Raw genomic sequence first — 23176 nt, 5'->3', positions numbered from 1 at the left:
TTTAATTCGGTTGCTGTGTAATTTTCCAAATCATAACTTGGAAAATAACCAACCGCCAGAGCTTTTCCGTTTTTTACACGGCGTCACGGAAATGCTCCGTCTCTTTGCTTCACGCAGTTCCGGACACAGCATCGCTGAGCATGTTTGCCGGGATTGCATTCAGGAAATACCGAGGCTCATCCGATGTCCAACATCGAACACTCTACTCCCCTCAAGTCGGCCACCATCTTCACCCTGTTCTCGCCAAGGCTTCTGCCCGCAACGTTGATGCTTGGCGGTGGCGTCACGCTCTATGCCGTCGAATCCTACATCACCGCCACCATCGCCCCTTCTATCGTCCGCGACATCGGCGGCCTTGAACTGTTCTCCTGGATGACGACGCTTTTCGTCGCGGCAGGCGTGCTCGGCTCGATCACGGTCGCGACCCGGCCGAAGGGCGTCGGCCTGCGCGCCGTCTATATTGCGGCAGCTCTCACCTTCGGTATCGGCAGCCTGCTCTGCGCCATCGCACCGACCATGCCGGTACTGCTCGTCGGCCGCGCCGTTCAGGGCTATGGCTCGGGCATGCTGTCGGGCCTTGCCTATGCCTTCATTCGCTTCATCTATCCGGAACCGCTGTGGCGCAGAGCATCGACGCTATACGCCGCCATATGGGGTGTGGCGACCGTGCTCGGGCCGACGCTCGGCGGCCTCTTCGCCACCGGCGGCGCGTGGCGGGAAGCTTTCATCGTCCTCGTGCCGCTGGCCGTCCTCATGGCGTTTTCGGCCCGCCGGCTGCTGCCCGATGTCGCAGACGACCGGACGGACACCAGAACACCGCTCGTCCAGATCATACTTCTACTCGCCGCAGTCCTGTTCGTCAGCGTTGCCGGCACGATCGAACACGGATCCTTGAAGGCGGTGCTGATCGCGGTTTCGATCGCGCTCGTTGCAGCCATGGTGCTGATCGAGCGTAAAAGCGAGATACGCCTTCTTCCCTATGGCGCCGTCATGCTCAGCAATCCGATCGCGCGGCTCTACCTTACGATATTCACGATGATGCTCGTGCTGACGAGCGACATCTATATCCCCTACTTCCTGCAGACGCTCCATGGCGTAACGCCGCTGGTTTCCGGCTACCTCGTGGCGCTGGTAGCGCTCGGCTGGACCATCGCCGCCTTCTTCAGCAACTCATTCACTGGCAGGCCGGCGGCCATCGCCATCATAGCCGGCTGCATTCTCGAAACGGCTGCCACGGCATCATTGATCCCCTTCCTCGCAACCGCGACGCCCTTCTCGGAAGTCGCGGCATTTGCGCCGGCCGTGATCGCCATGTTCCTGATGGGCTTTGGCGTCGGTCTCGGTTGGGCACATCTCGTCACCAGGATCATCGGCACGGCCAAGAAGGCAGAGCAGGACAAGGCCTCAGCGGCGATCTCGATGACACAGTCGCTTGGGGGCGCCTTCGGCGCGGCCCTGACCGGCGTTATCGTCAATAGCGCAGGACTGACCCATCCGGGCGGCATCGCCGGTGGCCTATCCGCTGCACATTGGCTCTATGCGTTGATGGCCGTACCCGGTCTGGTCGCGATCGTCCTTTCCTTTACGATCAAGCCAGCTTCAGCATGATCTTGCCGATGTGATCGCTGGTTTCCAGCAAGCGGTGCGCCGCGATCACATCGTCGAAGGAGAATTCCTTGTAAATGACGGGGGCGACCGTGCCCTCGTCCAGCAGCGGCCAAACCTGAGAAAGCAGGTCGTCGCGAATTGCGCGCTTCTCCTCCGCCGTGCGCGGGCGCATGGTGGAGCCGGTGACCGTCAAGCGCTTCACCATGATCGGTGCCAGATTGATCTTGTCCGCAACTGCACCACCAAGGAAAGCGATGATCGAGAGGCATCCGTCGCGGGCGAGCGACGCGAGGTTCTTCTCCAGATAGGCGGCGCCGATCATATCGAGAATGATGTCGACGCCTTGGCCCGTCTCGGCCTTGATGACCTCAGCAAAATCCTCTTGCTTGTAGTTGATCGCCCGCTTCGCACCGAGCGTCTCGCAGGCCTCGCATTTTTCCTTCGAGCCTGCCGTCGTATAGACCGTTGCGCCAAAAGCACGCGCAAGCTGGATCGCCGTCGTGCCGATGCCGCTGGAACCGCCGTGGATCAGGACGCTTTCGCCTTCGGTGAGGCCGGCCATCTGGAAGAGATTGGCCCACACGGTGAAGAAGGTTTCAGGAAGCGCTGCCGCGCGCACCGCGTCATAGCCATTGGGGAAACGCAGCGCCTGACCGGCGGGCAGCGCGCAATATTCGGCATAGCCGCCGCCGTTTGCGAGGCCGCACACCTTGTTGCCGATCGCAAACTCGGTGACGCCGGGCGCGACATCGACGACTTCTCCGGCGACTTCCAGCCCCAGTATCGGGCTTGCATCCTTCGGCGGCGGATAGGTGCCCTGCCGCTGCGCGACATCCGGCCTGTTCACGCCGGCTGCCTCGACGCGAACGAGGATTTCGCCCGGGTTCAGAGTGGGCAGAGGTTTGCGGCCTATGGTCATAACCTCAGGACCGCCGAAGGTCGGCAAATCCACGAAACGCATTTCAGACGGCAAGGGCATCGCACAATCTCCTATCCCGATGGAGCACTGGAGATAGTTGAGCCGGCGACGCTTGAAAAGGAGGGACCGTACGAGGGCGTCAATTCGTCTCGGCGAGAGCGAGGAAAGCGACGCCGACGCTGCTCTCCTTCGCCTTGGCCTTGATGCCGGCGATGGAGGTACTGACGCGGTTGATATTGTCGATCACCAGTCCCTCGGGCAATTGCAGCATACCGATCGAGCAGCGCATGAGCGGGAACTCGGCTTCGGCGCCGCTGCGGTCGTGGCCGTGGATACGACCGGCCGCGCGGTCCTCGGCCGAATAGAGATTGAGCACATCCGCATGAAAATCGGCAAGCAGCCGATCCAGAACTTCGCGAAGCTCTGCCATGCTCCAGCCGCTGACGCCGATGAAGAAATCGTCGCCGCCGACATGGCCGAGGAAATTGCGCTCGGCAAAGAAATAGCGGCGCATGAGCGCCGCAAACAAGGAAATGGCATGATCGCCGAGATGGAAGCCATAGGCATCGTTGAACGGCTTGAAATTGTCGAAATCGCAATAGCAGAAGTGCCTGACCTCATCTCCGTCGCGGCCGATGCTCTGCATGAAATCGTGGATCGCCCTGTTGCCCGGCAGGCCGGTCAGCGGGTTCTGATCCTGGGCGATCTTCAGTTGCTTCTCGTTGATGACCTTGATCAGCGACGCGGCCGAGACGATGCCGGCATAATGCGTGCCTTCGGTGACGATCAGGCAATCGCTACTTTCCATATTGGCGAAGATTGCCATCAGCGTATCGGCGTCGGAATCGAGGCCGACGATCGGCGCCATCTCGACGAAATGCGAGATTGAGCGCTCATAGACCTTGTTCTTCAGAAGGTCGCGGCCAAAGGGCTGATAGATATATTCCTTCAGCTGGTACTCGTGGATGATGCCCCGCGGCTCGTCATTCGCATTCACGACGGGGAAATAGGCGCGGCGCGGATTGCGGCGGAAGAGCTCGAAGACGCTATCGATACTGTCGCTTTCGCGGATGGTCGGCAGCACCTCGATCTGCTTGCGGATGAGGATTTCGTCCAGCGATTGGCTGTTGCGCGCCGTCTTGCCGAGATCCTGCAGATGCGGAAAGCTCTGTTTCAGCTCGTTGACCAGCACCGTCGGGCGAGCGATGAACCAGCCCTGGACCAGATCAACGCCGAATTCCCGGCAGGTCAGGAATTCCGCTTCGGTCTCGATGCCTTCGGCGATGACGCGCGTTCCGAGGACGTGGGCGATATTGACGAGATTTCTCAGAATATGCCGCTTGCGGGCGCTGCGGTCGATATCGACGATGAAATGCCGGTCGATCTTGAGATAGTCGACCGGATAATCAGACAGTAGCTTCATTTCACCATGGCCGACGCCGAAATCGTCGATCGCCAGCTTGAAACCCGCATTGCGCAGCTTGGACACCAGCGCTGAAAATTCGGGCACCATGGTATTGTCGAAGCGCTCGGAGAGCTCGAAGCAGACGGACGAAGGCGCAACTCCGGCCTTTTTCATGTGCTGCAGCAAACTGTCGACCAGTGCGATGCCCTGCGAGATCAGGCGGACATCCAGATTGAGGAACAGGGTTGCGGCGCCGACATTCGGAAGTGTGGCAAATTTCGCCAGCGCCCGGCTCGTCACCATCTGTTCCAAACCGAGAAGCTGGCCGGTACGCTCGGCTTCGTCGAGTATGTCGATCGGACTGTCGAAACCGATGCGTTCCTGGCCGCGCATCAGCGATTCATAGCCGAATACAGCGCCGGTACCGGCTTCCACGATTGGCTGAAATGCGTTTTCGATCACGAGCTTAGCGAGAGTTACGATCTGGTCGCTGGCATACCGGCGCAATACTCCGGGCTCGACTGCGGCAGTCAGGGACATGCCCATCTCCATACGGATTTTTTGATCAAATTATTTGAGTAAAACTTTGGATCTACCGCGTTTTCAACCTAAGATGCGCCATAAAGCGTCAACGAAACCTTTCCCGTATGTGAAAGTTTCGTGAATGGTAAAGCAATATTAACCATTCATCCGGCCGTAAATTCGGGCTCACCGGCATACATCTTGACGCTCGGACAAGAGTTGCAACTCAGTTATGCGTGTGCGTTTCCGCCTCATAATCGGCGAACATGTCGGCAACACAGCGCCCGCCCCTGTTCGCCTCATCATTGGCGGCGATCGGCACATCGCAGACATCGCTTCGCTTGCGCGCAGCATCCCACATGCGAAGCGCTTCGCGCACGACTTCACTGCTTGAGGCATAGGTGCCGGTGTCGACTGCAGCACGAATGCCGGCAGCCTGAAGCGGAGAGATGGAAACCGTTACCATCGGCATGATATTCCTCCCTTGACGTTATCAAGCGGAAATTCGCTGGAGACCTATTCCGCGACCTTCAACGGTACCTCCCGACAAGTCCCTCAGACTTGCCCGCTCCAGATGATGGCACCGTCGCTACATCAATTCGACGCCGCTCCGCCCTAGACGCAGCGGCGCAAAGAGTAGCGCCGCTCACGCTCCTTGTCAAAAAGTAGCAGTTCGTTATCCCTTTTGGGAACGCCCTTACCGCCGAAGGACGAGCCCGAAAGCGACGAGCGTCCATCCCTGGAAAATCAGATCGAACGCCAGGAAGAGTCCGAGAATCCATAAGCTGTTGACCGGCCAGCCGAGCATGATGGCGATGCCGGCAATGGCGGTCGCGACGCCACCGATGACGATCCAGATCCAGCCGCGCTCCGGCTTCACCTTGCGTCCGACCCAGACGCGAAACGTGCCGGCGATGATCAAAGCGACAGCGAGGAACAGGGTCAGCGCCGCGGAGGCGAGGAGCGGGTTGGTAAACGCCAGAATGCCGGCAAGCGTATAGAGCAGACCGCTCAGCACCCAAAAGAGGATATGCTCCCACCCCCTCACCTGAAAGGCCTGCGCTAGATGCACGATGCCGCCGATCAGCATCAGCACGCCGACATAGTAGACCGACGCCACGGTGGCGATGAACAGATTGCCGAGCGCAATGCCGCCGCAGACCAACAACAATATGCCGAGGCCAACAAACCAGCCCCATTTGCCGCGCATTGCAGATGAGGGAACTCCATCAAGAACATCGACCATGATCGCACCTCCTCCTGGGTGGAAGTATGACACAGAAATACAACTCGGAAAGAGCCGGTGCATTTTTCGGCGAAACCCGCCAGCGTAATGGATTTTTTTATTGATTGATCAGTCAATCAAAAATAAAGTCACGCTCAGCTCTGGAGATTGACACATGCCGAAAGTCGGAATGGAACCAGTGCGCCGCAAGGCGCTGGTGGATGCTGCGATGCGCGTGATCGGCGATCATGGCTCGCTGACCGTCACCATGTCCGAAATCGCCAAGCAGGCCGGTGTTTCCCCTGCCCTTGCGCATCACTATTTCGGCAGCAAGGAACAGCTGCTGATCGAGACCGTCCGCGTCCATCTGCAGCGGCTGCGCGACAGTGTGGTGACTGCGCTCCGGGAGGCGAAATCACCGCGCGACAAGCTTTCGGCCGTCATCCGCGTCAGCTTTCAGGCCGATCAGTTTGCGCCGGAGACGATCGCTGCCTGGCTCGCCTTCTATGCCGAGGCGCAGCGCTCCGAAGAGACGCGGCGCTTTCTCGTCATCTACGCGCGTCGCCTGCACTCCAATCTGGTCGCCAATCTCAAGGCATTGTGCCTGGCAGGCGATGCCGCGCGGATCGCCGAAGGTGCGGCCGCCATGATCGACGGGCTCTATATCCGACAGAGCCTGCGCTCCGCGCCGATCAGCACTGAGGCGTCCATCGCCCTGACGGAAGACTATCTGACGACCAACCTCAATGCGTTGAAAGGCTGACGCGATGCTGACCGTCTGGGGCCGCAAATCGTCATCCAACGTGCAGGCGCTCATGTGGTGCATCGGCGAGCTCGGCCTTGCCTATGAGCGCATCGATGCGGGCTTCAAGTATGGTGTCACCGACACGCCCGAGTTCCTCGCGATGAACCCGAACGGCACCGTTCCGATACTGCGCGACGGCGACGATGAGCCGCTCTGGGAAACAGGCGCAATCCTGCGCTATCTCGCCACACAATATGGCGACGATACGTTCTGGTCCAAGGACGTGCGCCATCGCGCCCAGATCGACAAATGGGCCGAATGGGCCAAGATCAACATTGCCATGAACTTTACCGGCCCAGTGTTCTGGCGCGCGGTGCGCACAGCTCCTGCGCTCAGGGACGAAAAGGCGATCAACGCGGCCGTTACCGCGCTAGGGGCGAAGCTTGACATCGCCGAGTCGCAGCTCGGACGGCATCGCTTCCTCGCGGGCGATAGCATGACACTCGCAGACATACAGTTCGGGCATATTCTCTATCGCTATTTCGACATCGACATCCAGCGCCCTGCCCATCCGCGGCTTGAGCGCTACTACCAAAACCTGACCGAGCGACCTGCTTTCCAAGAGCATGTCATGGTGTCCTACGAAGAGTTGAGGGTTCTATAATGCGCGCACAACCGAAAGCCTCGCATTTCATCGACGGAGAATATGTCGAGGACACCGACGGCACACTTATCGAAAGCATCTATCCCGCGACCGGCGAAGTGATTGCCCGCCTGCATGCGGCAACGCCTGCCATCGTCGAAAAGGCAATCGCTAGCGCCAAGCGGGCACAGCCGGAATGGGCAGCCATGAGCCCGACGGCGCGCGGCCGCATCCTGAAGCGGGCCGCCGACATCATGCGCGAGCGTAACCGCGAGCTTTCCGAACTGGAGACGCTGGATACCGGCAAGCCAATCCAGGAAACCATCGTCGCCGACCCGACCTCCGGCGCCGACAGCTTCGAATTCTTCGGCGGCGTCGCGGCAGCCGGCCTCAACGGCTCCTATATCCCGCTCGGCGGCGATTTCGCCTATACAAAGCGCGTGCCGCTCGGAGTCTGCGTCGGCATTGGCGCATGGAACTATCCGCAGCAGATTGCCTGCTGGAAGGGCGCGCCTGCCCTCGTCGCCGGCAACGCCATGGTGTTCAAGCCTTCGGAAAACACGCCGCTCGGCGCGCTGAAAATCGCCGAGATCCTTATCGAAGCCGGCCTGCCGAAGGGACTTTACAACGTCATCCAGGGCGACCGCGAAACCGGGCCGCTGCTCATCAACCATCCTGACGTTGCCAAGGTTTCGCTCACCGGCTCGGTGCCGACGGGCCGCAAGGTCGCGGCTTCGGCCGCCGGCAACCTCAAGCACGTCACCATGGAACTCGGCGGCAAGTCGCCGCTGATCGTGTTCGATGATGCCGATATCGACAGCGCCATAGGTGGTGCCATGCTCGGCAATTTCTATTCGACGGGCCAGGTCTGCTCGAACGGCACGCGCGTTTTCGTCAACCGTAAGATCAAGTCCGAATTCCTGAAGCGCCTGAAAGCCCGCACCGACGCTATGCTCATCGGCGACCCGATGGACGAGGCAACCCAGATCGGCCCGATGGTGTCCTGGGCGCAGCGCGAAAAGGTGCTCACCTATATCGAAAAGGGCAAGGCCGAAGGCGCGACGCTGGTCGCCGGCGGCGGCATTCCGAACAATGTCTCCGGCGAGGGCTATTATATCCAGCCGACCGTGTTTGCGGATGTCACCGACGACATGACGATCGCCCGCGAAGAGATCTTCGGGCCGGTCATGTGCGTTCTCGATTTCGATGACGAGGCCGAGGTCATCGCCCGCGCCAATGCGACCGAATTCGGCCTTTCCGGCGGAGTCTTCACCGCCGATCTCACCCGCGCCCATCGCGTGGTCGATCAGCTCGAGGCCGGCACGCTGTGGATCAATACCTACAATCTCTGCCCGGTCGAAATCCCCTTCGGCGGCTCCAAGCAATCCGGCTTCGGCCGCGAGAATTCGCTGGCCGCACTGGAGCACTATTCGGAACTGAAGACCGTCTATGTCGGCATGGGGCCGGTGCAAGCACCTTATTGATGCAACCTCGGGGCTCAACCTCGCCCTTCGAGGCCGCCTATGGCGACACATCAGGGTGAGGTCGAGAGCTGCCAACAGCAAGCACGGACGATGATCCGCCTCATCCTGAGGTGTCGCCAAAGGCGGGCCTCGAAGGATCGGGGCGGCCACAGGGAGATAAATATGCAGCAAGCAGATTTCGTCATCGTCGGCTCGGGTTCGGCCGGCTCCGCCATGGCTGCGCGCCTGTCGGAGGACGGCAAGCACTCGGTTATTGTTCTGGAGTTCGGCGGCAGCGATTTCGGCCCGTTTATCCAGATGCCGGCGGCACTTGCCTGGCCGATGAGTATGGACCGCTACAATTGGGGCTATCTCTCCGAGCCGGAGCCGCAGCTCAACAATCGCCGCATCACCGCGCCGCGCGGCAAGGTGATCGGCGGGTCTTCCTCGATTAACGGCATGGTTTATGTGCGTGGCCATGCAGAAGACTTCAATCGCTGGGAAGAGCTCGGCGCTCAAGGCTGGGCTTACGCCGACGTGCTGCCCTACTTCAAGCGGATGGAGCACTCGCATGGCGGCGAAGAGGGGTGGCGCGGCACCAAGGGCCCGCTGCATGTGCGCCGGGGCGATGCTCGCAACCCGCTCTTCCACGCCTTCATAGAGGCGGGCAAGCAGGCGGGCTTCGAGGCGACGGAGGATTATAACGGCAGCAAGCAGGAAGGCTTCGGCCTGATGGAGCAGACGACTTGGATGGGCCGGCGCTGGTCCGCGGCGACAGCCTATCTCAAGCCCGCGCTCAAGCGGCCGAACGTGCAGCTCATCCGCTGCTTTGCCCGCAAGATCGTCATCGAAAACGGCCGTGCAACGGGCGTCGAAGTCGAGCGTGACGGCAAGATCGAGGTGATCAGGGCGAACCGCGAGGTGATCGTCTCCGCCTCCTCGTTCAACTCGCCGAAACTGCTGATGCTGTCAGGTATCGGACCGGGTCAGCATCTGCGCGACATGGGGATTGAGGTAAAGGTCGACCGGCCGGGCGTCGGCGCTAACCTGCAGGACCATATGGAATTCTATTTCCAGCAGACGAGCCTGAAGCCGGTATCGCTCTATTCCTGGCTGCCCTGGTACATGCAGGGCATCGCCGGCGCGCAATGGCTGTTCTTCAAGAAGGGGCTCGGCACCTCAAACCAGTTCGAAGCCTGTGCCTTCCTGCGCTCGGCGCCGGGCGTCAAGCAGCCCGATATCCAGTATCACTTCCTGCCTGTTGCCATCAGCTACGACGGCAAGGCGGCGGCCAAGAGCCACGGCTTCCAGGTGCATGTCGGCTACAATCTGTCGAAATCGCGTGGGAACGTCACGCTGCGCTCCTCCGATCCGAAGGCCGACCCGGTGATCCGCTTCAACTATATGAGTCACCCGGAGGACTGGGAGAAGTTTCGCCACTGCGTGCGCCTCACCCGCGAAATCTTCGGGCAAAAGGCCTTCGACGATTATCGTGGCGCTGAGATCCAGCCGGGAGCAAACGTCCAGACAGACGACCAGATCGATGCGTTCCTGCGCGAACATCTGGAAAGCGCCTATCATCCCTGCGGCACCTGCAGGATGGGCTCAAAAGACGATCCGATGGCGGTGGTCGATCCCGATACCTGCGTCATCGGCGTCGACGGCCTGCGCGTTGCCGACAGCTCGATCTTCCCACATGTCACCTACGGCAACCTGAACGGCCCCTCGATCATGACCGGCGAAAAGGCGGCCGACCATATTCTCGGCAAGCCGAGACTGGCGCGCTCGAACCAGGAGCCCTGGGTCAATCCGCGCTGGGAAACGAGCGATCGGTGAGATCGGTACAGCTCATCACCTGCAGCCGGTTGACGTAGCAGCACAGTCGGCGCAGAGAGACGGCCAGCAAAGTGAAGCTCTGTAAGACAGTGTGACTATCTTAAGACGTCGTTTTTAAGCAGATTGCCCGAACAGAGTCCGCAAAGACCCGTCCATCAATCCGCCGGTCACACGTCCCATGCCCCCGATCTACCGCAAGTCCAAGCTGCTTCGCCGTTCCCGCGTCATCTGGGGATCTTTCAATCTCTGGCGACCGCGTCTGGTGTTCTGGACGGGCGCTTTGGCGATCGGCGTTATCAGTGTCGGCTTTGCCAAGCTTGCGGATCTCGCACAGCGAACCTTTGCAGGCGTAACCCAATCGGGCGAGTGGATGTGGCTGCTGCCATTGGCGCTGACGCCCCTCGGTTTCGTGCTCTCGGCCTATCTCGCGGCGACGCTGTTTCCGAACTCTCAAGGGAGCGGCATTCCGCAGGCGATCGCCGCGCGGCATCTGCACCATGACGAAGATCGCACGAAACTGCTGTCCCTGCGGCTCGCTTTCGGCAAGATCGTGCTGACCATATTGGGGCTCTTGAGCGGCGCCTCGATAGGCCGCGAAGGGCCGACGGTACAGGTCGGCGCATCCTTCATGCTGGCCGTTGCCCGCTTCGGCGGCATGGCGCAGGCGAAGGGGCTGATCCTTGCCGGCTCCGCCGCCGGTATCGCGGCTGCCTTCAACACGCCGCTTGCCGGTATCGTCTTTGCCATCGAGGAGATGAGCCGCACCTATGAATCCCGCGCCAATGGTCTGGTCCTGACCGCCGTCATCCTGTCCGGTCTAGCTGCTCTCGGCCTTTCCGGCAGCTACAACTATTTCGGCACGGCCGATGCTGCACCGACGATGCTTCGCGACTGGATCGTCATGCTGATCTGCGGCATAGGCGGCGGCGCGCTCGGTGCCACTTTCAGCGGACTGGCACTCTATGCCGGCATCCGTATCCGCCGCTGGGCGCAGCCGCAGCCGCTCAAACGCATGCTGATCCTCGCCGGCCTTTGCGGCCTCTTCGTCGCAGCGGTCGGCGTCTTTTCCGGCGGCCAGACCTTCGGTACCGGATACGAGCAGGCGCGCGGCGCGGTCGAGGGCCACGCCCTGCCGCCGCTCTTCTTTGTTGAAAAGCTTCTCGCCAGCTTTCTGTCGATGATCTCAGGCATTCCCGGCGGCATTTTCGCGCCGTCGCTTGCCGTCGGCGCCGGCTTCGGCAGCACGGTGGGCACACTGATCGGCGGCAGCGTGGCGCTTGCCGCGATCCTTGGCATGGCCGGCTATTTCGCCGGCGTGGTGCAGGCGCCGATGACGGCCTTCGTCATCATTCTAGAAATGACCGGCGACCATCAGGCCGTCATCCCGATCATGGCGGTGTCGATGATCGGCTACGTCACGTCGAGGCTACTGTCTCGCGAACCGCTTTATCACGGCTTGTCGCGCGTCTTCATAGCGGCAGCAATCCGGGCTCGACGCGCAATGGACAAGGAGGCTGGCGGGGAACACGCCGCCAGCTAGAGCGTCTACCGACGCATCCCGGACGGAAACCGCTGCGCACCTTTCCCGGAAATGCTCCAGGGTCCGGTTGGCTTCGCGCAACTGCGCATGGACAAGCGTCCAATGCCGTTGCTCGGCACGTCTCTCAGGCCATCAGCCTCGTAACCTCGGCGCCGTCAGCCTGCGCGACGGCATCGGCGATCGTGGTCGAGAAGAGAACCTTGCGGGTCGCATCCGCGACCCGGGCAAAGACATGGCGGATTTCGCAGGTCTGCTCGCCGTCACAATCATCGCAACGACGATAGGCGGTGAGCGACAGACAGGGCAGTGGCGCGATCGGCCCGTCGATAATGCGAAGGATCTCCCCGAAGGTGATCTCTTCGGCCGGCTTGCGCAGGAGATAACCGCCCTGCTTGCCACGCCGACTAATCACGATACCCTGATGCTTCAGGTCAAGAAGGATCTGCTCCAGAAACTTCTTCGGGATCTTCTGCTGGGCGGCAATGTCGGAAATCATCATGGGCTCGCCTGCCCCTGACTGAGCCAGGGCAGATAGCGCCCGCAACGCATATTTCGCTTTTTGAGTAATCATTTCGAACCGCTTCACACACACATGCGATACGTTCGGCCGATGGATTCAGCCGGTCCGCTCCAGAACTCCTCAGCCCTCGTCCCGGGGGCAATTTCGAAGCACCCACACCCCTGGCGCAATGCCAGGAAACATTAGCAACCCAGACTTGTTGTCATTCTTCGTCGCTATGCCCTTAGTTTAACTTAAAATGCGCCGCCACGCATCATTTCGGGCATCACTTCCGATTTCCATTTGACAAGCTATGTGTAACTCTACTATTTCTATAGACATTAAAGCAAGCACTTAAACATGGTGAGCCATAGCAAGTGCACCCGAAGAGCCGCTTCCGGCGGAAAAGCGCCTTGGTCAACAGCCGAGGCGGTCGCTTTTCTTTATCGGCGCTTCTTCATGGAGATATTTGCTCTCCAGCCGTATCCTTTCGAAATCTATTTTTCTGTCCGTTGCCCGGACTAGCTGCGATACTCCGGGCAACATCAGGACAGGATCCCCCATGACTGCCATCACTTCAATTGAAGATGCAGCGACACTCAACAGCCAGCTCGCATCGCTCGATCTCGCCGGCCGTCTGTCCCTCGTCGCCAGCCTCGGTGGCCGCGCCGTGTTCACAACCTCGCTCGGGATAGAAGATCAGGTGATTACAGCCGAGATTGGTAACCATCGTCTGCCGATTGAAGTTGCGACCCTGCAGACCGGCCGCCTCTTTCCAGAAACGCTTGCCTTGATCGACGAAACGGAAAGCCAATACGATATCAACATTGTCCGTTACGAGCCGGAGCAGGCCGATATCGACGCCTATGCCGCAAAATTCGGTCTGAACGGTTTCTACGAAAGCGTCGAAGCCAGGCATGCCTGTTGTGGCGCGCGCAAGCTGAAGCCGCTTGCGCGTGCACTTTCGGGCGCCAGCATCTGGATCACCGGTCTGCGTCGCGGCCAGTCCGCCAATCGCGCCGATACGCCGTTTGCCGAATTTGATCCCGAGCGCAACCTGATCAAGGTAAACCCGCTGGCCGATTGGGACATCGATGCCATCCGCGCCTATGTCGCAGAGAACAGCGTTCCCGTTAACCCGTTGCACGCACGCGGCTACCCTTCCATCGGCTGCGAACCTTGCACGCGCGCCATCAAGCCGGGCGAGCCCGAACGAGCCGGCCGCTGGTGGTGGGAAAACGACGAGAAGCGCGAATGCGGCCTGCATGTTCACGAAGAGGGCGCTGCCGCAACAGCGCAATAAAGCCCAGCCGGCTCCCGACATCGATCCGAAGCGCGTTTCACCGCCGCCGGTCTGCCAGGAGCCATAGCATCTATTCCTTCCGGCCAGCCTTCCGGCCGGGGCACTTGAAAGTTCTGGAGTTATAAATGCCCGATAGCCGTCCGGATACGGAAATCTCCAATCCGCAAAGCACGAAGCCGCCGCTCGATCCGCATCTGAAGGCGCTGGAAAACGAAGCCATTCATATCTTCCGCGAAGTTGCGGCCGAATTCGAGCGTCCTGTCATGCTCTATTCGATCGGCAAGGATTCGTCGGTGCTGCTGCATCTGGCACGCAAGGCCTTCTATCCCGGCCGTGTCCCCTTCCCGCTCTTGCATGTGAACACCGGCTGGAAATTTGCCGAGATGATCACCTTCCGTGACGAGATCGTGAAGAAGTACGATCTCGATCTGATCGAGCACATCAATCCGCGCGGTAAGGCGGAGAACATCACCCCGTTCACCTATGGCTCGGCTCGCTATACCGACGTCATGAAGACGGAAGCGCTGCGTCACGCACTCGATGCCGGCCAGTTCGACGCCGCTTTCGGCGGTGCCCGCCGCGATGAAGAGGCCTCGCGCGCCAAGGAGCGCATCTACTCCTTCCGCACGCCGGACCATCGCTGGGACCCGCGCAACCAGCGCCCGGAACTCTGGAACGTCTACAACGGCCAGATCCGCAAGGGCGAAAGCGTTCGCGTCTTCCCGCTGTCCAACTGGACCGAAGTCGATATCTGGCGCTACATCCAGGCCGAAGATATTCCGATCGTGCCGCTTTATTTCGCGGCAAAACGTCCGGTCGTCGAGCGCGACGGCATGATGATCATGGCGGCCGACCCTCGGCTCGAACTGTTGCCCGGCGAGGCCAAGCGCGAAGAGCTCATCCGCTTCCGTACCCTCGGCTGCTTCCCGCTGACAGGTGCGATCCGTTCTACCGCCACGACCCTTGAAGAGATTATTGCTGAGTTGGAAATTGCCACGGTTTCCGAACGCCAGGGCCGCGCCATCGACCGCGACCAGTCCGGCTCCATGGAAAAAAAGAAGCGCGAAGGATATTTCTGAGATGACCGCAAACGCCAACGTCGTCGCCCTGCCCGCTGTTGGGCCTGCCGCCGAACCAGCCAAGGCCGTCCGCGACTCGCGCCCGCTTCGCCTGATCACCTGCGGCAGCGTCGATGACGGCAAGTCGACGCTGATCGGTCGTCTGCTCTGGGATACCAAGGCGGTCAAGGAAGACCAGGCCGCCACGCTACGACGCGATTCCACCGGCAAACAGAACGATCTCGGCCTGCCTGACTTCGCACTGCTGCTCGACGGTTTGCAGGCCGAGCGCGAACAGGGCATCACCATCGATGTCGCCTATCGCTATTTTTCGACGGACAACCGCTCCTTCATCGTCGCCGACACACCCGGCCACGAGCAATATACGCGCAACATGGCGACCGGCGCCTCCACTGCCGATCTCGCCGTCCTGTTGATCGATGCGCGCGTGGGCATTCTCGAACAGACCCGCCGGCACGCAACGATCGCTTCGCTGCTCGGCATCAAGCAGTTCGTGCTAGCCGTCAACAAGATCGACCTGACGAATTACGACCGCGCCGGCTTCGAGAAGATCTCGCATGATTTCCGCGAGTTCGCGCTTTCGCTCGGCGTCAAGCAGATCACGGCCATCCCGATGTCTGCTCTGAAGGGCGAAAACGTCGTCTATTCCGGCCAGGCCGTCATGCCGTGGTACAGCGGCCCGACGCTGGTCGAAGCGCTGGAACTGGCAACCGTTCGCTCGGCGCAGACCGTCGGCTTCCGCCTTTCCGTGCAGCGCGTCTCCCGCCCAGGCGAAAGCTTCCGCGGTTATCAGGGCACGGTTGCCGGCGGCTCGGTGAAGCCGGGCGACAGCGTCATGATCCTGCCGTCTGGCATGGTCGCCAATGTCTCCAAGATCGTCACTTTCGATCTGGTGCGGAACGCTGCCGTTGCCGGGGATGCGATCACGCTCGTTCTCGACCGCCAGGTCGACGTATCGCGCGGCGACATGATTGTCGCCATCGACAGCCAGCCGCAGTCTGGCCTTTCCTTCGACGCGCAGATCGTTGCTTTGCAGCCCGAGGGCATTGAGCCCGGCAAGCGTTACTGGTTGAAGAGCGGCAGCCGCCGCCAGCGCGTCCAGGTGCAGCCGATTGCGCAACTGGAGCTGAAGACCGGCGCTTGGGCACCGGCGCAGGCCCTGTGGATGAACGCCATCGGCAAGGTTCGTCTTTCCTTCGATGAAGCGGCCGTCTTCGACCCCTACGATCAGAACCGCTCAACGGGCTCCTTCATCCTGATCGATCCCGAAACCAACAATACGGTTGCCGGCGGCATGATCACCGGCAAGCGCACCGATATCGGCGGCATCCACAAGGAAGGCCAGCGCGTTCTCCTGTCCTTGCCGGCCGATCTCGCCGAGCAGATCATGGCAAGCGAACTCTTCGCCAGCCGTCGTGACGAAACCGACGTTCGCCGCGTGACCGCCGCCCAGGCTGCGGAAATCTGGAGCAACGCCGCAAGCGACATCTGATCACGGCATAGTCTGAAACAACGAGAGGCCGATTTCGATCGGCCTCTTCTTAAAAATGATGCGCCGCGCTCGTCCAGATCAGCGCAATATGTCGTCGAGCGCTGCCAACAGCCGATCGCATTCGGCATCCGTTCCGATAGAGATGCGCAAGAAGTCGCTAATGCGGGCTCCTGAAAATCTCCTGATCAGTACCCCCCTGCTCCTTAGCTCCGCCGCCAGGTCCGCGCCCGGTTTGCTGGCGTGTCTTGCAAACACAAAATTGGCAGAAGACGGAAGCACCACGAAGCCGAGTGCTTGAAGTGCAATACCCAAGCGACCCCTAGTCGCAATAACCAGCGCGCGGTGACGCTCGAACCAGTCGCGATCCTCCCAGGCAGCAATGGCGCCGGCCAAGGTGAGCCTGTCGATGGGATAGGAGTTGAAGCTATCCTTGACGCGCTCCAGTGCCTCGATCAACGGCCTTTGCCCAACGGCGAAGCCGACACGAAGCCCGGCAAGCCCGCGAGACTTCGAAAATGTCTGGACCACCAGGAGATTGCGGTATTTGCGCACCAGCGGAATGGCGCTTTCGCCACCGAAATCCACATAGGCTTCGTCGATCACGACAACCTGCTCAGGGTGCTCCCGCACAAGGGTTTCGATATCGGCAATTGGCAGGCCGATCCCTGTGGGAGCGTTGGGATTGGGCAGGATGATCGCGCCGCAGGATTGGCGGTAATCGGCGACCCGAACCCGCATCCTGGCGTCGAGAGCCACTTCCCGAAACTCGATGCCATAGAGACGGCAATAGGTCGGATAGAAACTGTAGGTGATATCAGGGAACAGCAGAGGCTCTTCGTGATTGAGCAGCGCCTGGAATGTATGCGCAAGGACTTCATCCGACCCATTGCCGATAAAAACCTCGTCCTTGTCCAGCCCATAGCTTGCAGCGATGGCAGCCCTCAGTCCACGCGCCGTCGGATCCGGATAGAGCCGCAGCGTGTCGGATACGGCCTTCGAGATCGCCTCCAGCGCAAGCGGAGAAGGACCGTAAGGGTTTTCATTGGTGTTCAGCTTGGCAATATCGCTCATGGCAGGCTGCTCGCCGGCGACATAGGGGATCAAGGAATGAACAACAGGACTCCAGAAACGGCTCATCGTGATCCCCACATCTTGGCGGTTGCAGGCGGTCTTGGTATCGCGCGGTTCGATTTGCGGTCAATATGGCAAATGCTGCCATCGAAGGGAGCTTTCGGCCCTTAGCAGTCGTTGGAACTCTGAGATAAGAGGAAATATCGGGCTTGCTCATGGCTGCGATAGGCTTGAAGCGAAGTCGGATCGTGGTTGCCTCGATTACGGCAGGATTGAAACAAGGAACCCAAAGCTTGACGCAATTGGTCTTTCGCAGGGCGTCCGCCGCCGACCTGACAACGATAGTGACCTTACTCGCGGACGACGTTCTAGGTGCCGCGAGAGAAGCGGTCCGGCCGGAGGATGCGGCTCAATACCGCGAAGCATTTTCCGAGATCGAAGCTGATCCCAATCAGTTTCTGTGCGTTGTCGAGGATGGAAGCGAGATCGTCGGGACATTTCAGCTGACGATTATCCCCGGGCTGTCGCGCCGAGGGGCCAAGCGTGCCCAGATCGAAAGTGTGCGAGTTTCCCATTCAAGGCGAAACGAACAGATCGGCGAGGCCATGTTCAAATGGGCCATCGACTATAGCCGCTCACACGGATGCGCCTTGATGCAGCTGACCACCGACAAGGCACGTCCTGATGCGCACCGCTTCTACGATCGGATGGGTTTTGAGCCCACCCACGTCGGTTACAAACTGCAATTGTCATGATCGAAGCTGGCTGCCGAAGCTAAAGTGACGACTATCGGCTCAATCCGCAATCTCGCACGAGTGTCGAAGACGAGCCGACTTAGCCCCTTGTTCATGCGTTGGGTGCCGCGGGCAAGATATCGCAGCTCTTCGCGAACAGCCGCTCGCCGAGAAAATCGACGAATACCCGGACCTTGGGCGACAGGTGGCGGCTCGATGGCCAGAGCATATGGAAGTGGCCGGGTTCATCGATAAAATCATCAAGAACGGTTAGCAGCTTACCTTCGGCAAGCGAACTACGCACAAGGAAATCCGGCATGCACCCGATGCCAAGCCCGGCGACGGTCGCGCCGCGCACCGCCTCCATATTGTTGCAGGAGAATGCCGTTCTGATGCGCAGATCCGGCTCGCCTTCAGGCAGGCTCAAAGGCCACTCCTGCAGCTTGCCGCTATTGGGAAATCGGAAGCGCACCGCTGAGTGCTCGTTGAGCGCCCTCGGACAATCGGGTGTGCCGTGGCGCTCCAGATAAGAGGGGGCGGCACAAAGCAACATCTGGAATGGCCGCAGGGTGCGCGACATCAACCGTGAATCCGGTAGGTCGCCGCTGCGGATCGCGACATCGACGCCCTCCTCGATCATGTCGACAATGCGGTCGTTGAAATCGATATCGAGTTCGACCTCGGGATAGCGAGTTACGAATTCCGGCACCACCGGCAGCAGGAAATGATAACTGACGATGGGCACGCTGACGCGTAGCCTTCCGCGCGGCACCGCCACAGCCTGCGCAAGCGAGGCCTGGGCATCGTCGAGATCATCGAGCACGCGCCGGCAGCGCTCGTGAAAGAGGCGCCCCTCCTCGGTCAAACGAATGCTGCGGGTGGAGCGCTGCAGCAGCCGGACGCCGAGTTGCCGCTCCAGAGTGGTCACCGCCTTACCGACCGCGGAAGCCGACAGACCGAGCACGCGCCCTGCGGCTGCGAAACTGCCGAGATCGGCGGTCCGCACAAAAGCATTCAGGCCACTCAGGCGATCCATGGCACTCCATCCGAGCGTTTTTTTCCGATATATGCGGAACTATAGCCCCATTATCATAGAATTACAGCAAAACTATCCTGACTGGGTAACTTAAAGCCGCGGGCAACGGCGCTCGACGCACCCACTCCCAGGGATACCCACGGCTTTCCTTGCTCGAACCCAACGGGAATCCCGATGATCTCGCCCAAGACACAGGTCGCAAGTCCGACCGAAAAATTCTTTGTTCTCGTGGCAGTCTGCTGCGCCGCTGCAGCCATGCCCCTGACATTTACAGGTCCAGCCGTCGCGCTGCCGGCGATCAGCCGGACGCTTGGTGGCAGCCCCATCGCCCTCAACTGGGTGACCAACGCCTTCATGCTAACCTTCGGCAGCAGCCTGATGGTCGCAGGTGCACTGGCCGACAGCTTCGGTCGGCGACGCATCTTCCTGGTGGGCGTCGGCTGTTTCGCCCTGTTTTCAGCAGGCCTCGCCTTTGCCGGCAATATCGTCCTCTTCGACATCTTGCGGGCATTGCAAGGTTTGGGCGCCGCTGCCGCCTTCTCCGGCGGCATGGCCTCGCTCGCGCAGGAATTCGACGGCAGCGCACGTATGCGGGCTTTCAGCATCGTCGGCTCCAGCTTCGGCGTGGGTCTCGCCTTCGGGCCGATCGCTTCGGGCTTGATGATCGATGCTTTCGGCTGGCCATCGATCTTTCTCCTCGTGGTCGTGTTGGCGCTGCTCGCACTCGGCCTCGGCGCATATCATCTGCGCGAATCCCGCGATCCCGATACAGCCGGACTCGATTGGCCGGGCGCGCTAAGCTTCACCCTTGCGCTGACGCTTTTCACCTATGGCATGCTGCGCGCGCCGGAGACCGGCTGGAGCGATCCGCTTGTCATTGCTCTGCTTGTCGGCGCAGCCTTGCTGTTCCTCGTCTTCGGCATCATCGAACGCTCGGTGAAGCGGCCGATGCTGGATCTCACCCTGTTTCGCTATCCGCGCTTCGTCGGCGTGCAACTACTTGCGGCGGCACCCGCTTATGCCTTCGTCGTCCTCCTGATCCTGCTGCCGGTGCGCTTCGTCGGGATCGAGGGCATGAGCGAGATTGCGGCCGGGCGGACGATGATCGCGCTTTCGGCTCCGCTTCTCATCCTGCCTATCGCCGCCGGCCTTCTGACCCGGTGGTTCAGTGCCGCAACGATCTGCGGCAGCGGCCTCATCGTTTCGGCAGCCGGTCTCTTCTGGCTCAGCCATTTTGCCGCAGGCTCCCCGGCATCGGCATTGATCGGTCCGCTGCTGACGATCGGCGTCGGCATCAGCCTGCCCTGGGGCCTGATGGACGGGCTTGCCGTCAGCGTGGTTCCGAAAGAGCGCGCCGGCATGGCGACCGGCATCTTCAGCACAACGCGCGTCGCCGGCGAAGGGGTTGCGCTTGCGGTCGTCAGCGCCATCCTCTCCGCGTTCATTCAGTCGAATCTCGGCGCGACGGCGAGTGGGCAGGCTTCATCTGCGGCCCAGCGGCTTGTCACAGGCGATCTTGCCGCCGCCGCATCGAATGTACCGGCGATCAGCCACGATGCGCTGATTAGCGGCTACGGCAATGCCTTCAGTTCGCTGCTCTGGCTGCTGACCGCGATCACCGCCATAACCGCAATCGTGGTTTTCACCTTCCTCGGCAGAGGCGCATCGGCCGACATGGCCGAAGATGCAACTCCCTTGCCGGAGGAAGAGGAAGTGCTCCGCGTAAAGAAGGCCTGAGCCGCATCGTTAGCGCAAAACCGCCGCCCATTCTTGCGCGACATGCGTTAGGCGTGTTCAAAAAGACGTCGTAGGGCAGCCGCACGGGCGGCCCTACGCTCATGCCAAAATGGCGAATAAAGGGCTGAATTACGCCGCAAGCGCTTCCGAGCCGCAACATAATATTTCGCTGACACATAAAATGTGCGCATCCAAATGCGGCGCGGCGTGCTCTCTGAAGCAAGACTAGGCTAGTGTTCGCAAGCGCGGCTGCTATATCATCGCCCCATGATCTCAGACCGGTTTTTGAAGATAATCGCATGGACTTATATCGCGGCCCTCGTGGCCGTGACCCTTGCGCATCTCAATTGGCAGGTCGCGTTCGGCAATCCATTTGACATCCTGCGCGCCGGCGCACTGTGCATTGCCGGCATGCTTGCTCGCCTTGCCTATCCGCAGTCCCCTTCCTTCACCTGCCTCCTGATGATCGGCAGCGTGCTGGTGCTTTGCCTGTCGCATTTCCTCGCCAACGGCAATTACGGCTCGACGCTCGACATCGTCGTCGGCATGATCAGCGGGCTTTGGGGCATCATGCTCGGATCGGTTCTGAGCAAGGTCGTAGCTTCAGCCACCAAACGAACCGCGTAAACTTCGAAAAGCGCCATTCCCTTATAAGAGTCTTCGACGGCTGACACATTCGATACGCCGTCGTAACGTCTTGGCCGCAAGCGCCGCTCACGTGCACTTTCAGCGCTCATTCAAGTATATCCGACGCAACCAAAGGAAGTATAGCGGCCCTTTCGTTTCTCAAAATGACTATTACCAAGACAATATTACGTACAACTTACTATTTCTGTTGGTATATGTGGCATTCGTGCAACTAAAATTTTTAAATCACAAAAATGCGAAGCTGAGAAAAATATATCATATAACTTTACAGGAGTTCCTCTCTAATAGGACCAGAAGCGGGTGGGGCCCGTTTCTCCCGAGTCGGGGTATTTAAACAGGGATAGGGTTAGGGCACGTCGATTTTTCGGCGCGATTGCCTGTGCCCAATCTATATTGGATTGGAGTTTTTATGAACATCAAGAGCCTTCTTCTCGGCTCCGCTGCTGCTCTCGCAGCAGTTTCTGGCGCTCAGGCAGCTGATGCCATCGTCGCCGCTGAGCCGGAACCGCTCGAATACGTCCGTATTTGCGACGCATACGGCGCTGGTTATTTCTTCATTCCGGGCACGGAAACCTGCCTCAAGATCGGCGGCTACGTCCGTACCGAAGGCAAGTGGTACAATGCTTACAACCCGGCTGACCGTTTCGGCACGCTGTGGCACACCCGCGCTCAGCTGAGCCTCGATACTGCATCGGACACCGAATTCGGTCCGCTGAAGACCAACATGGTCATGCGTTGGGACTGGCAGGATGGCGGCGCTACCACCACGAAGCTGGTATTCGCGAACATCAGCCTCGGTGGCTTCCTCGTCGGTAAGGCTGACTCGCAGTACAACTCGTACATCGGCTATGCTGGCGGCGTCATGAACGACGACGTGGTCTATGACGGCCCGTACGAACTGAACCAGTTGACCTACAACTACGATGCCGGCAACGGCTTCACGGCCGTGGTCTCGCTCGAAGACAGCAACTCCGGCACCGGCGCCACCGGCGTGAACGGTGAAGACAGCTCCAACCACTACCTGCCGGACGTCGTTGCAGGTGTTGGCTACAAGGCTGGCAACTTCGGCTTCAAGGTCGTCGGCGGCTACGACTCGATCGTTGAAGAAGGCGCTGTCAAGGCTCGCGTCGATGCCGACTTTGGCGTCTTCAAGGCCTTCTTGATGGGTGGCTGGAACACCAACGGCGACAAGCTCAACAAGTACGCAAGCTCGAACGGCGCTGGCCCTGCCAAGCCGATCGGCTGGGGCGACTGGGCCCTCTGGACCGGCGTGACCGTTCCGATCAACAGCAAGCTGCAGGCCAACGCTCAGGTTGCCTACACCGACTCCAAGATCTTCGCTGCTACCGCGAACGTCAAGTGGACCCCGGTTAAGAACCTGCAGATCACGCCGGAAGTATCCTACACCAACTGGGACTCCATCAACCAGGACCAGTGGGCCGGTATCCTGCGCTTCCAGCGCACGTTCTAAGACCTCGTTTTCGAGATCTGATCTGACTTGACCCCTGATCGGATGAGGACTGGCCCGACTTCCAGCGAAGTTGGGCCGGTCTTTCCGAGACAGGGGTTAACTCATTTGTCGATGCGAGCCGCCACGCAGGTGACGAACCCTGCGAAAAGCGCGGCGGTCGAAGCCAGCCTGCTGGCAGGCAAACACCCGCACATCGATTT

General features: G+C 60.2%; 20 protein-coding genes. 13 read left to right on the top strand and 7 right to left on the bottom strand.

What is annotated here, in order from left to right:
• Positions 1-183: 183 nt before the first annotated feature.
• Positions 184-1608 carry an MFS transporter gene (locus tag GGD46_RS01520; protein WP_184701119.1) on the top strand — a complete coding sequence of 475 codons (1425 nt, stop codon included), beginning with the start codon at positions 184-186 and terminating at the stop codon, positions 1606-1608.
• Here the strand turns inward: GGD46_RS01520 and GGD46_RS01515 are convergent.
• The 4 genes from GGD46_RS01515 to GGD46_RS01500 form a co-directional block, all read right to left on the bottom strand.
• Positions 1589-2587, bottom strand: a complete 999-nt coding sequence (locus tag GGD46_RS01515; RefSeq protein WP_184701117.1) for an NAD(P)H-quinone oxidoreductase — start codon at positions 2585-2587, stop codon at positions 1589-1591. The genes GGD46_RS01520 and GGD46_RS01515 overlap by 20 nt on opposite strands.
• 79 nt (positions 2588-2666) lie before the next feature.
• The gene (locus tag GGD46_RS01510) at positions 2667-4472 is read right to left on the bottom strand and encodes a GGDEF domain-containing protein (protein ID WP_184701116.1); all 1806 of its coding nucleotides are present in this window, start codon (positions 4470-4472) and stop codon (positions 2667-2669) included.
• 208 nt (positions 4473-4680) lie between these two features.
• Positions 4681-4926 (bottom strand): type II toxin-antitoxin system ParD family antitoxin, encoded by a 246-nt coding sequence (locus GGD46_RS01505; RefSeq protein WP_184701114.1) that lies wholly within the window; start codon positions 4924-4926, stop codon positions 4681-4683.
• A gap of 225 nt (positions 4927-5151) precedes the next feature.
• Positions 5152-5700 (bottom strand): HdeD family acid-resistance protein, encoded by a 549-nt coding sequence (locus tag GGD46_RS01500; protein WP_184701112.1) that lies wholly within the window; start codon positions 5698-5700, stop codon positions 5152-5154.
• A 154-nt stretch (positions 5701-5854) separates the two neighbouring features.
• On the opposite strand from GGD46_RS01500, the gene betI reads away from it, so the two are divergent.
• From betI to GGD46_RS01475, 5 genes are all read left to right on the top strand, one after another.
• On the top strand, positions 5855-6442 hold the full coding sequence (betI, locus tag GGD46_RS01495; RefSeq protein ID WP_184701110.1) for a transcriptional regulator BetI: 588 nt from the start codon (positions 5855-5857) through the stop codon (positions 6440-6442).
• 4 nt (positions 6443-6446) lie between these two features.
• On the top strand, positions 6447-7088 hold the full coding sequence (locus tag GGD46_RS01490) for a glutathione S-transferase family protein (protein ID WP_184701108.1): 642 nt from the start codon (positions 6447-6449) through the stop codon (positions 7086-7088).
• Positions 7088-8551 carry a betaine-aldehyde dehydrogenase gene (betB, locus tag GGD46_RS01485; RefSeq protein WP_184701106.1) on the top strand — a complete coding sequence of 488 codons (1464 nt, stop codon included), beginning with the start codon at positions 7088-7090 and terminating at the stop codon, positions 8549-8551. The genes GGD46_RS01490 and betB overlap by 1 nt, the downstream gene beginning before the upstream one ends.
• 162 nt (positions 8552-8713) lie before the next feature.
• Positions 8714-10366, top strand: coding sequence for a choline dehydrogenase (gene betA / locus GGD46_RS01480; protein WP_184701104.1), 1653 nt, complete (start codon positions 8714-8716; stop codon positions 10364-10366).
• A 178-nt stretch (positions 10367-10544) separates the two neighbouring features.
• Positions 10545-11906, top strand: a complete 1362-nt coding sequence (locus GGD46_RS01475; RefSeq protein ID WP_184701102.1) for a chloride channel protein — start codon at positions 10545-10547, stop codon at positions 11904-11906.
• Positions 11907-12030: 124 nt separating this feature from the next.
• On the opposite strand, the gene GGD46_RS01470 is transcribed toward GGD46_RS01475, so the two are convergent.
• Positions 12031-12477: an Rrf2 family transcriptional regulator gene (locus GGD46_RS01470; protein WP_184701100.1), complete on the bottom strand. Its 447-nt coding sequence runs from the start codon at positions 12475-12477 to the stop codon at positions 12031-12033.
• Positions 12478-12967: 490 nt separating this feature from the next.
• Here GGD46_RS01470 and GGD46_RS01465 point away from each other — a divergent pair, with 490 nt between their 5' ends.
• The 3 genes from GGD46_RS01465 (at position 12968) to cysN (ending at position 16279) form a co-directional block, all read left to right on the top strand.
• Positions 12968-13708 carry a phosphoadenylyl-sulfate reductase gene (locus GGD46_RS01465; protein WP_184701098.1) on the top strand — a complete coding sequence of 247 codons (741 nt, stop codon included), beginning with the start codon at positions 12968-12970 and terminating at the stop codon, positions 13706-13708.
• 125 nt (positions 13709-13833) lie between these two features.
• On the top strand, positions 13834-14787 hold the full coding sequence (gene cysD, locus GGD46_RS01460; protein ID WP_184701096.1) for a sulfate adenylyltransferase subunit CysD: 954 nt from the start codon (positions 13834-13836) through the stop codon (positions 14785-14787).
• A gap of 1 nt (position 14788) precedes the next feature.
• Positions 14789-16279 carry a sulfate adenylyltransferase subunit CysN gene (gene cysN, locus GGD46_RS01455; protein ID WP_184701094.1) on the top strand — a complete coding sequence of 497 codons (1491 nt, stop codon included), beginning with the start codon at positions 14789-14791 and terminating at the stop codon, positions 16277-16279.
• Positions 16280-16357: 78 nt separating this feature from the next.
• Here the strand turns inward: cysN and hisC are convergent, their stop codons facing one another.
• Positions 16358-17416 carry a histidinol-phosphate transaminase gene (gene hisC, locus GGD46_RS01450; RefSeq protein WP_184701092.1) on the bottom strand — a complete coding sequence of 353 codons (1059 nt, stop codon included), beginning with the start codon at positions 17414-17416 and terminating at the stop codon, positions 16358-16360.
• 149 nt (positions 17417-17565) lie between these two features.
• Between hisC and GGD46_RS01445 the strand changes: the two genes are divergently transcribed.
• Positions 17566-18105, top strand: coding sequence for a GNAT family N-acetyltransferase (locus tag GGD46_RS01445; RefSeq protein ID WP_184702201.1), 540 nt, complete (start codon positions 17566-17568; stop codon positions 18103-18105).
• Positions 18106-18196: 91 nt separating this feature from the next.
• Here the strand turns inward: GGD46_RS01445 and GGD46_RS01440 are convergent, their stop codons facing one another.
• A complete protein-coding gene (locus GGD46_RS01440) occupies positions 18197-19120 on the bottom strand; it encodes a LysR family transcriptional regulator (protein WP_184701090.1) in 924 nt (307 codons plus the stop codon).
• A gap of 174 nt (positions 19121-19294) precedes the next feature.
• Between GGD46_RS01440 and GGD46_RS01435 the strand changes: the two genes are divergently transcribed.
• From GGD46_RS01435 to GGD46_RS01425, 3 genes are all read left to right on the top strand, one after another.
• On the top strand, positions 19295-20857 hold the full coding sequence (locus GGD46_RS01435; protein WP_184701088.1) for an MFS transporter: 1563 nt from the start codon (positions 19295-19297) through the stop codon (positions 20855-20857).
• Positions 20858-21178: 321 nt separating this feature from the next.
• Positions 21179-21484, top strand: a complete 306-nt coding sequence (locus tag GGD46_RS01430; protein ID WP_313206280.1) for a hypothetical protein — start codon at positions 21179-21181, stop codon at positions 21482-21484.
• Positions 21485-21914: 430 nt separating this feature from the next.
• On the top strand, positions 21915-22976 hold the full coding sequence (locus GGD46_RS01425) for a porin (protein ID WP_184701084.1): 1062 nt from the start codon (positions 21915-21917) through the stop codon (positions 22974-22976).
• Positions 22977-23176: the final 200 nt, after the last annotated feature.

The sequence above is a fragment of the Martinezella lusitana genome, assembly GCF_014207095.1.
Taxonomy (GTDB): Bacteria; Pseudomonadota; Alphaproteobacteria; order Rhizobiales; family Rhizobiaceae; genus Rhizobium; species Rhizobium lusitanum_B.
This window is presented reverse-complemented; position numbering and strand designations above follow the sequence as displayed.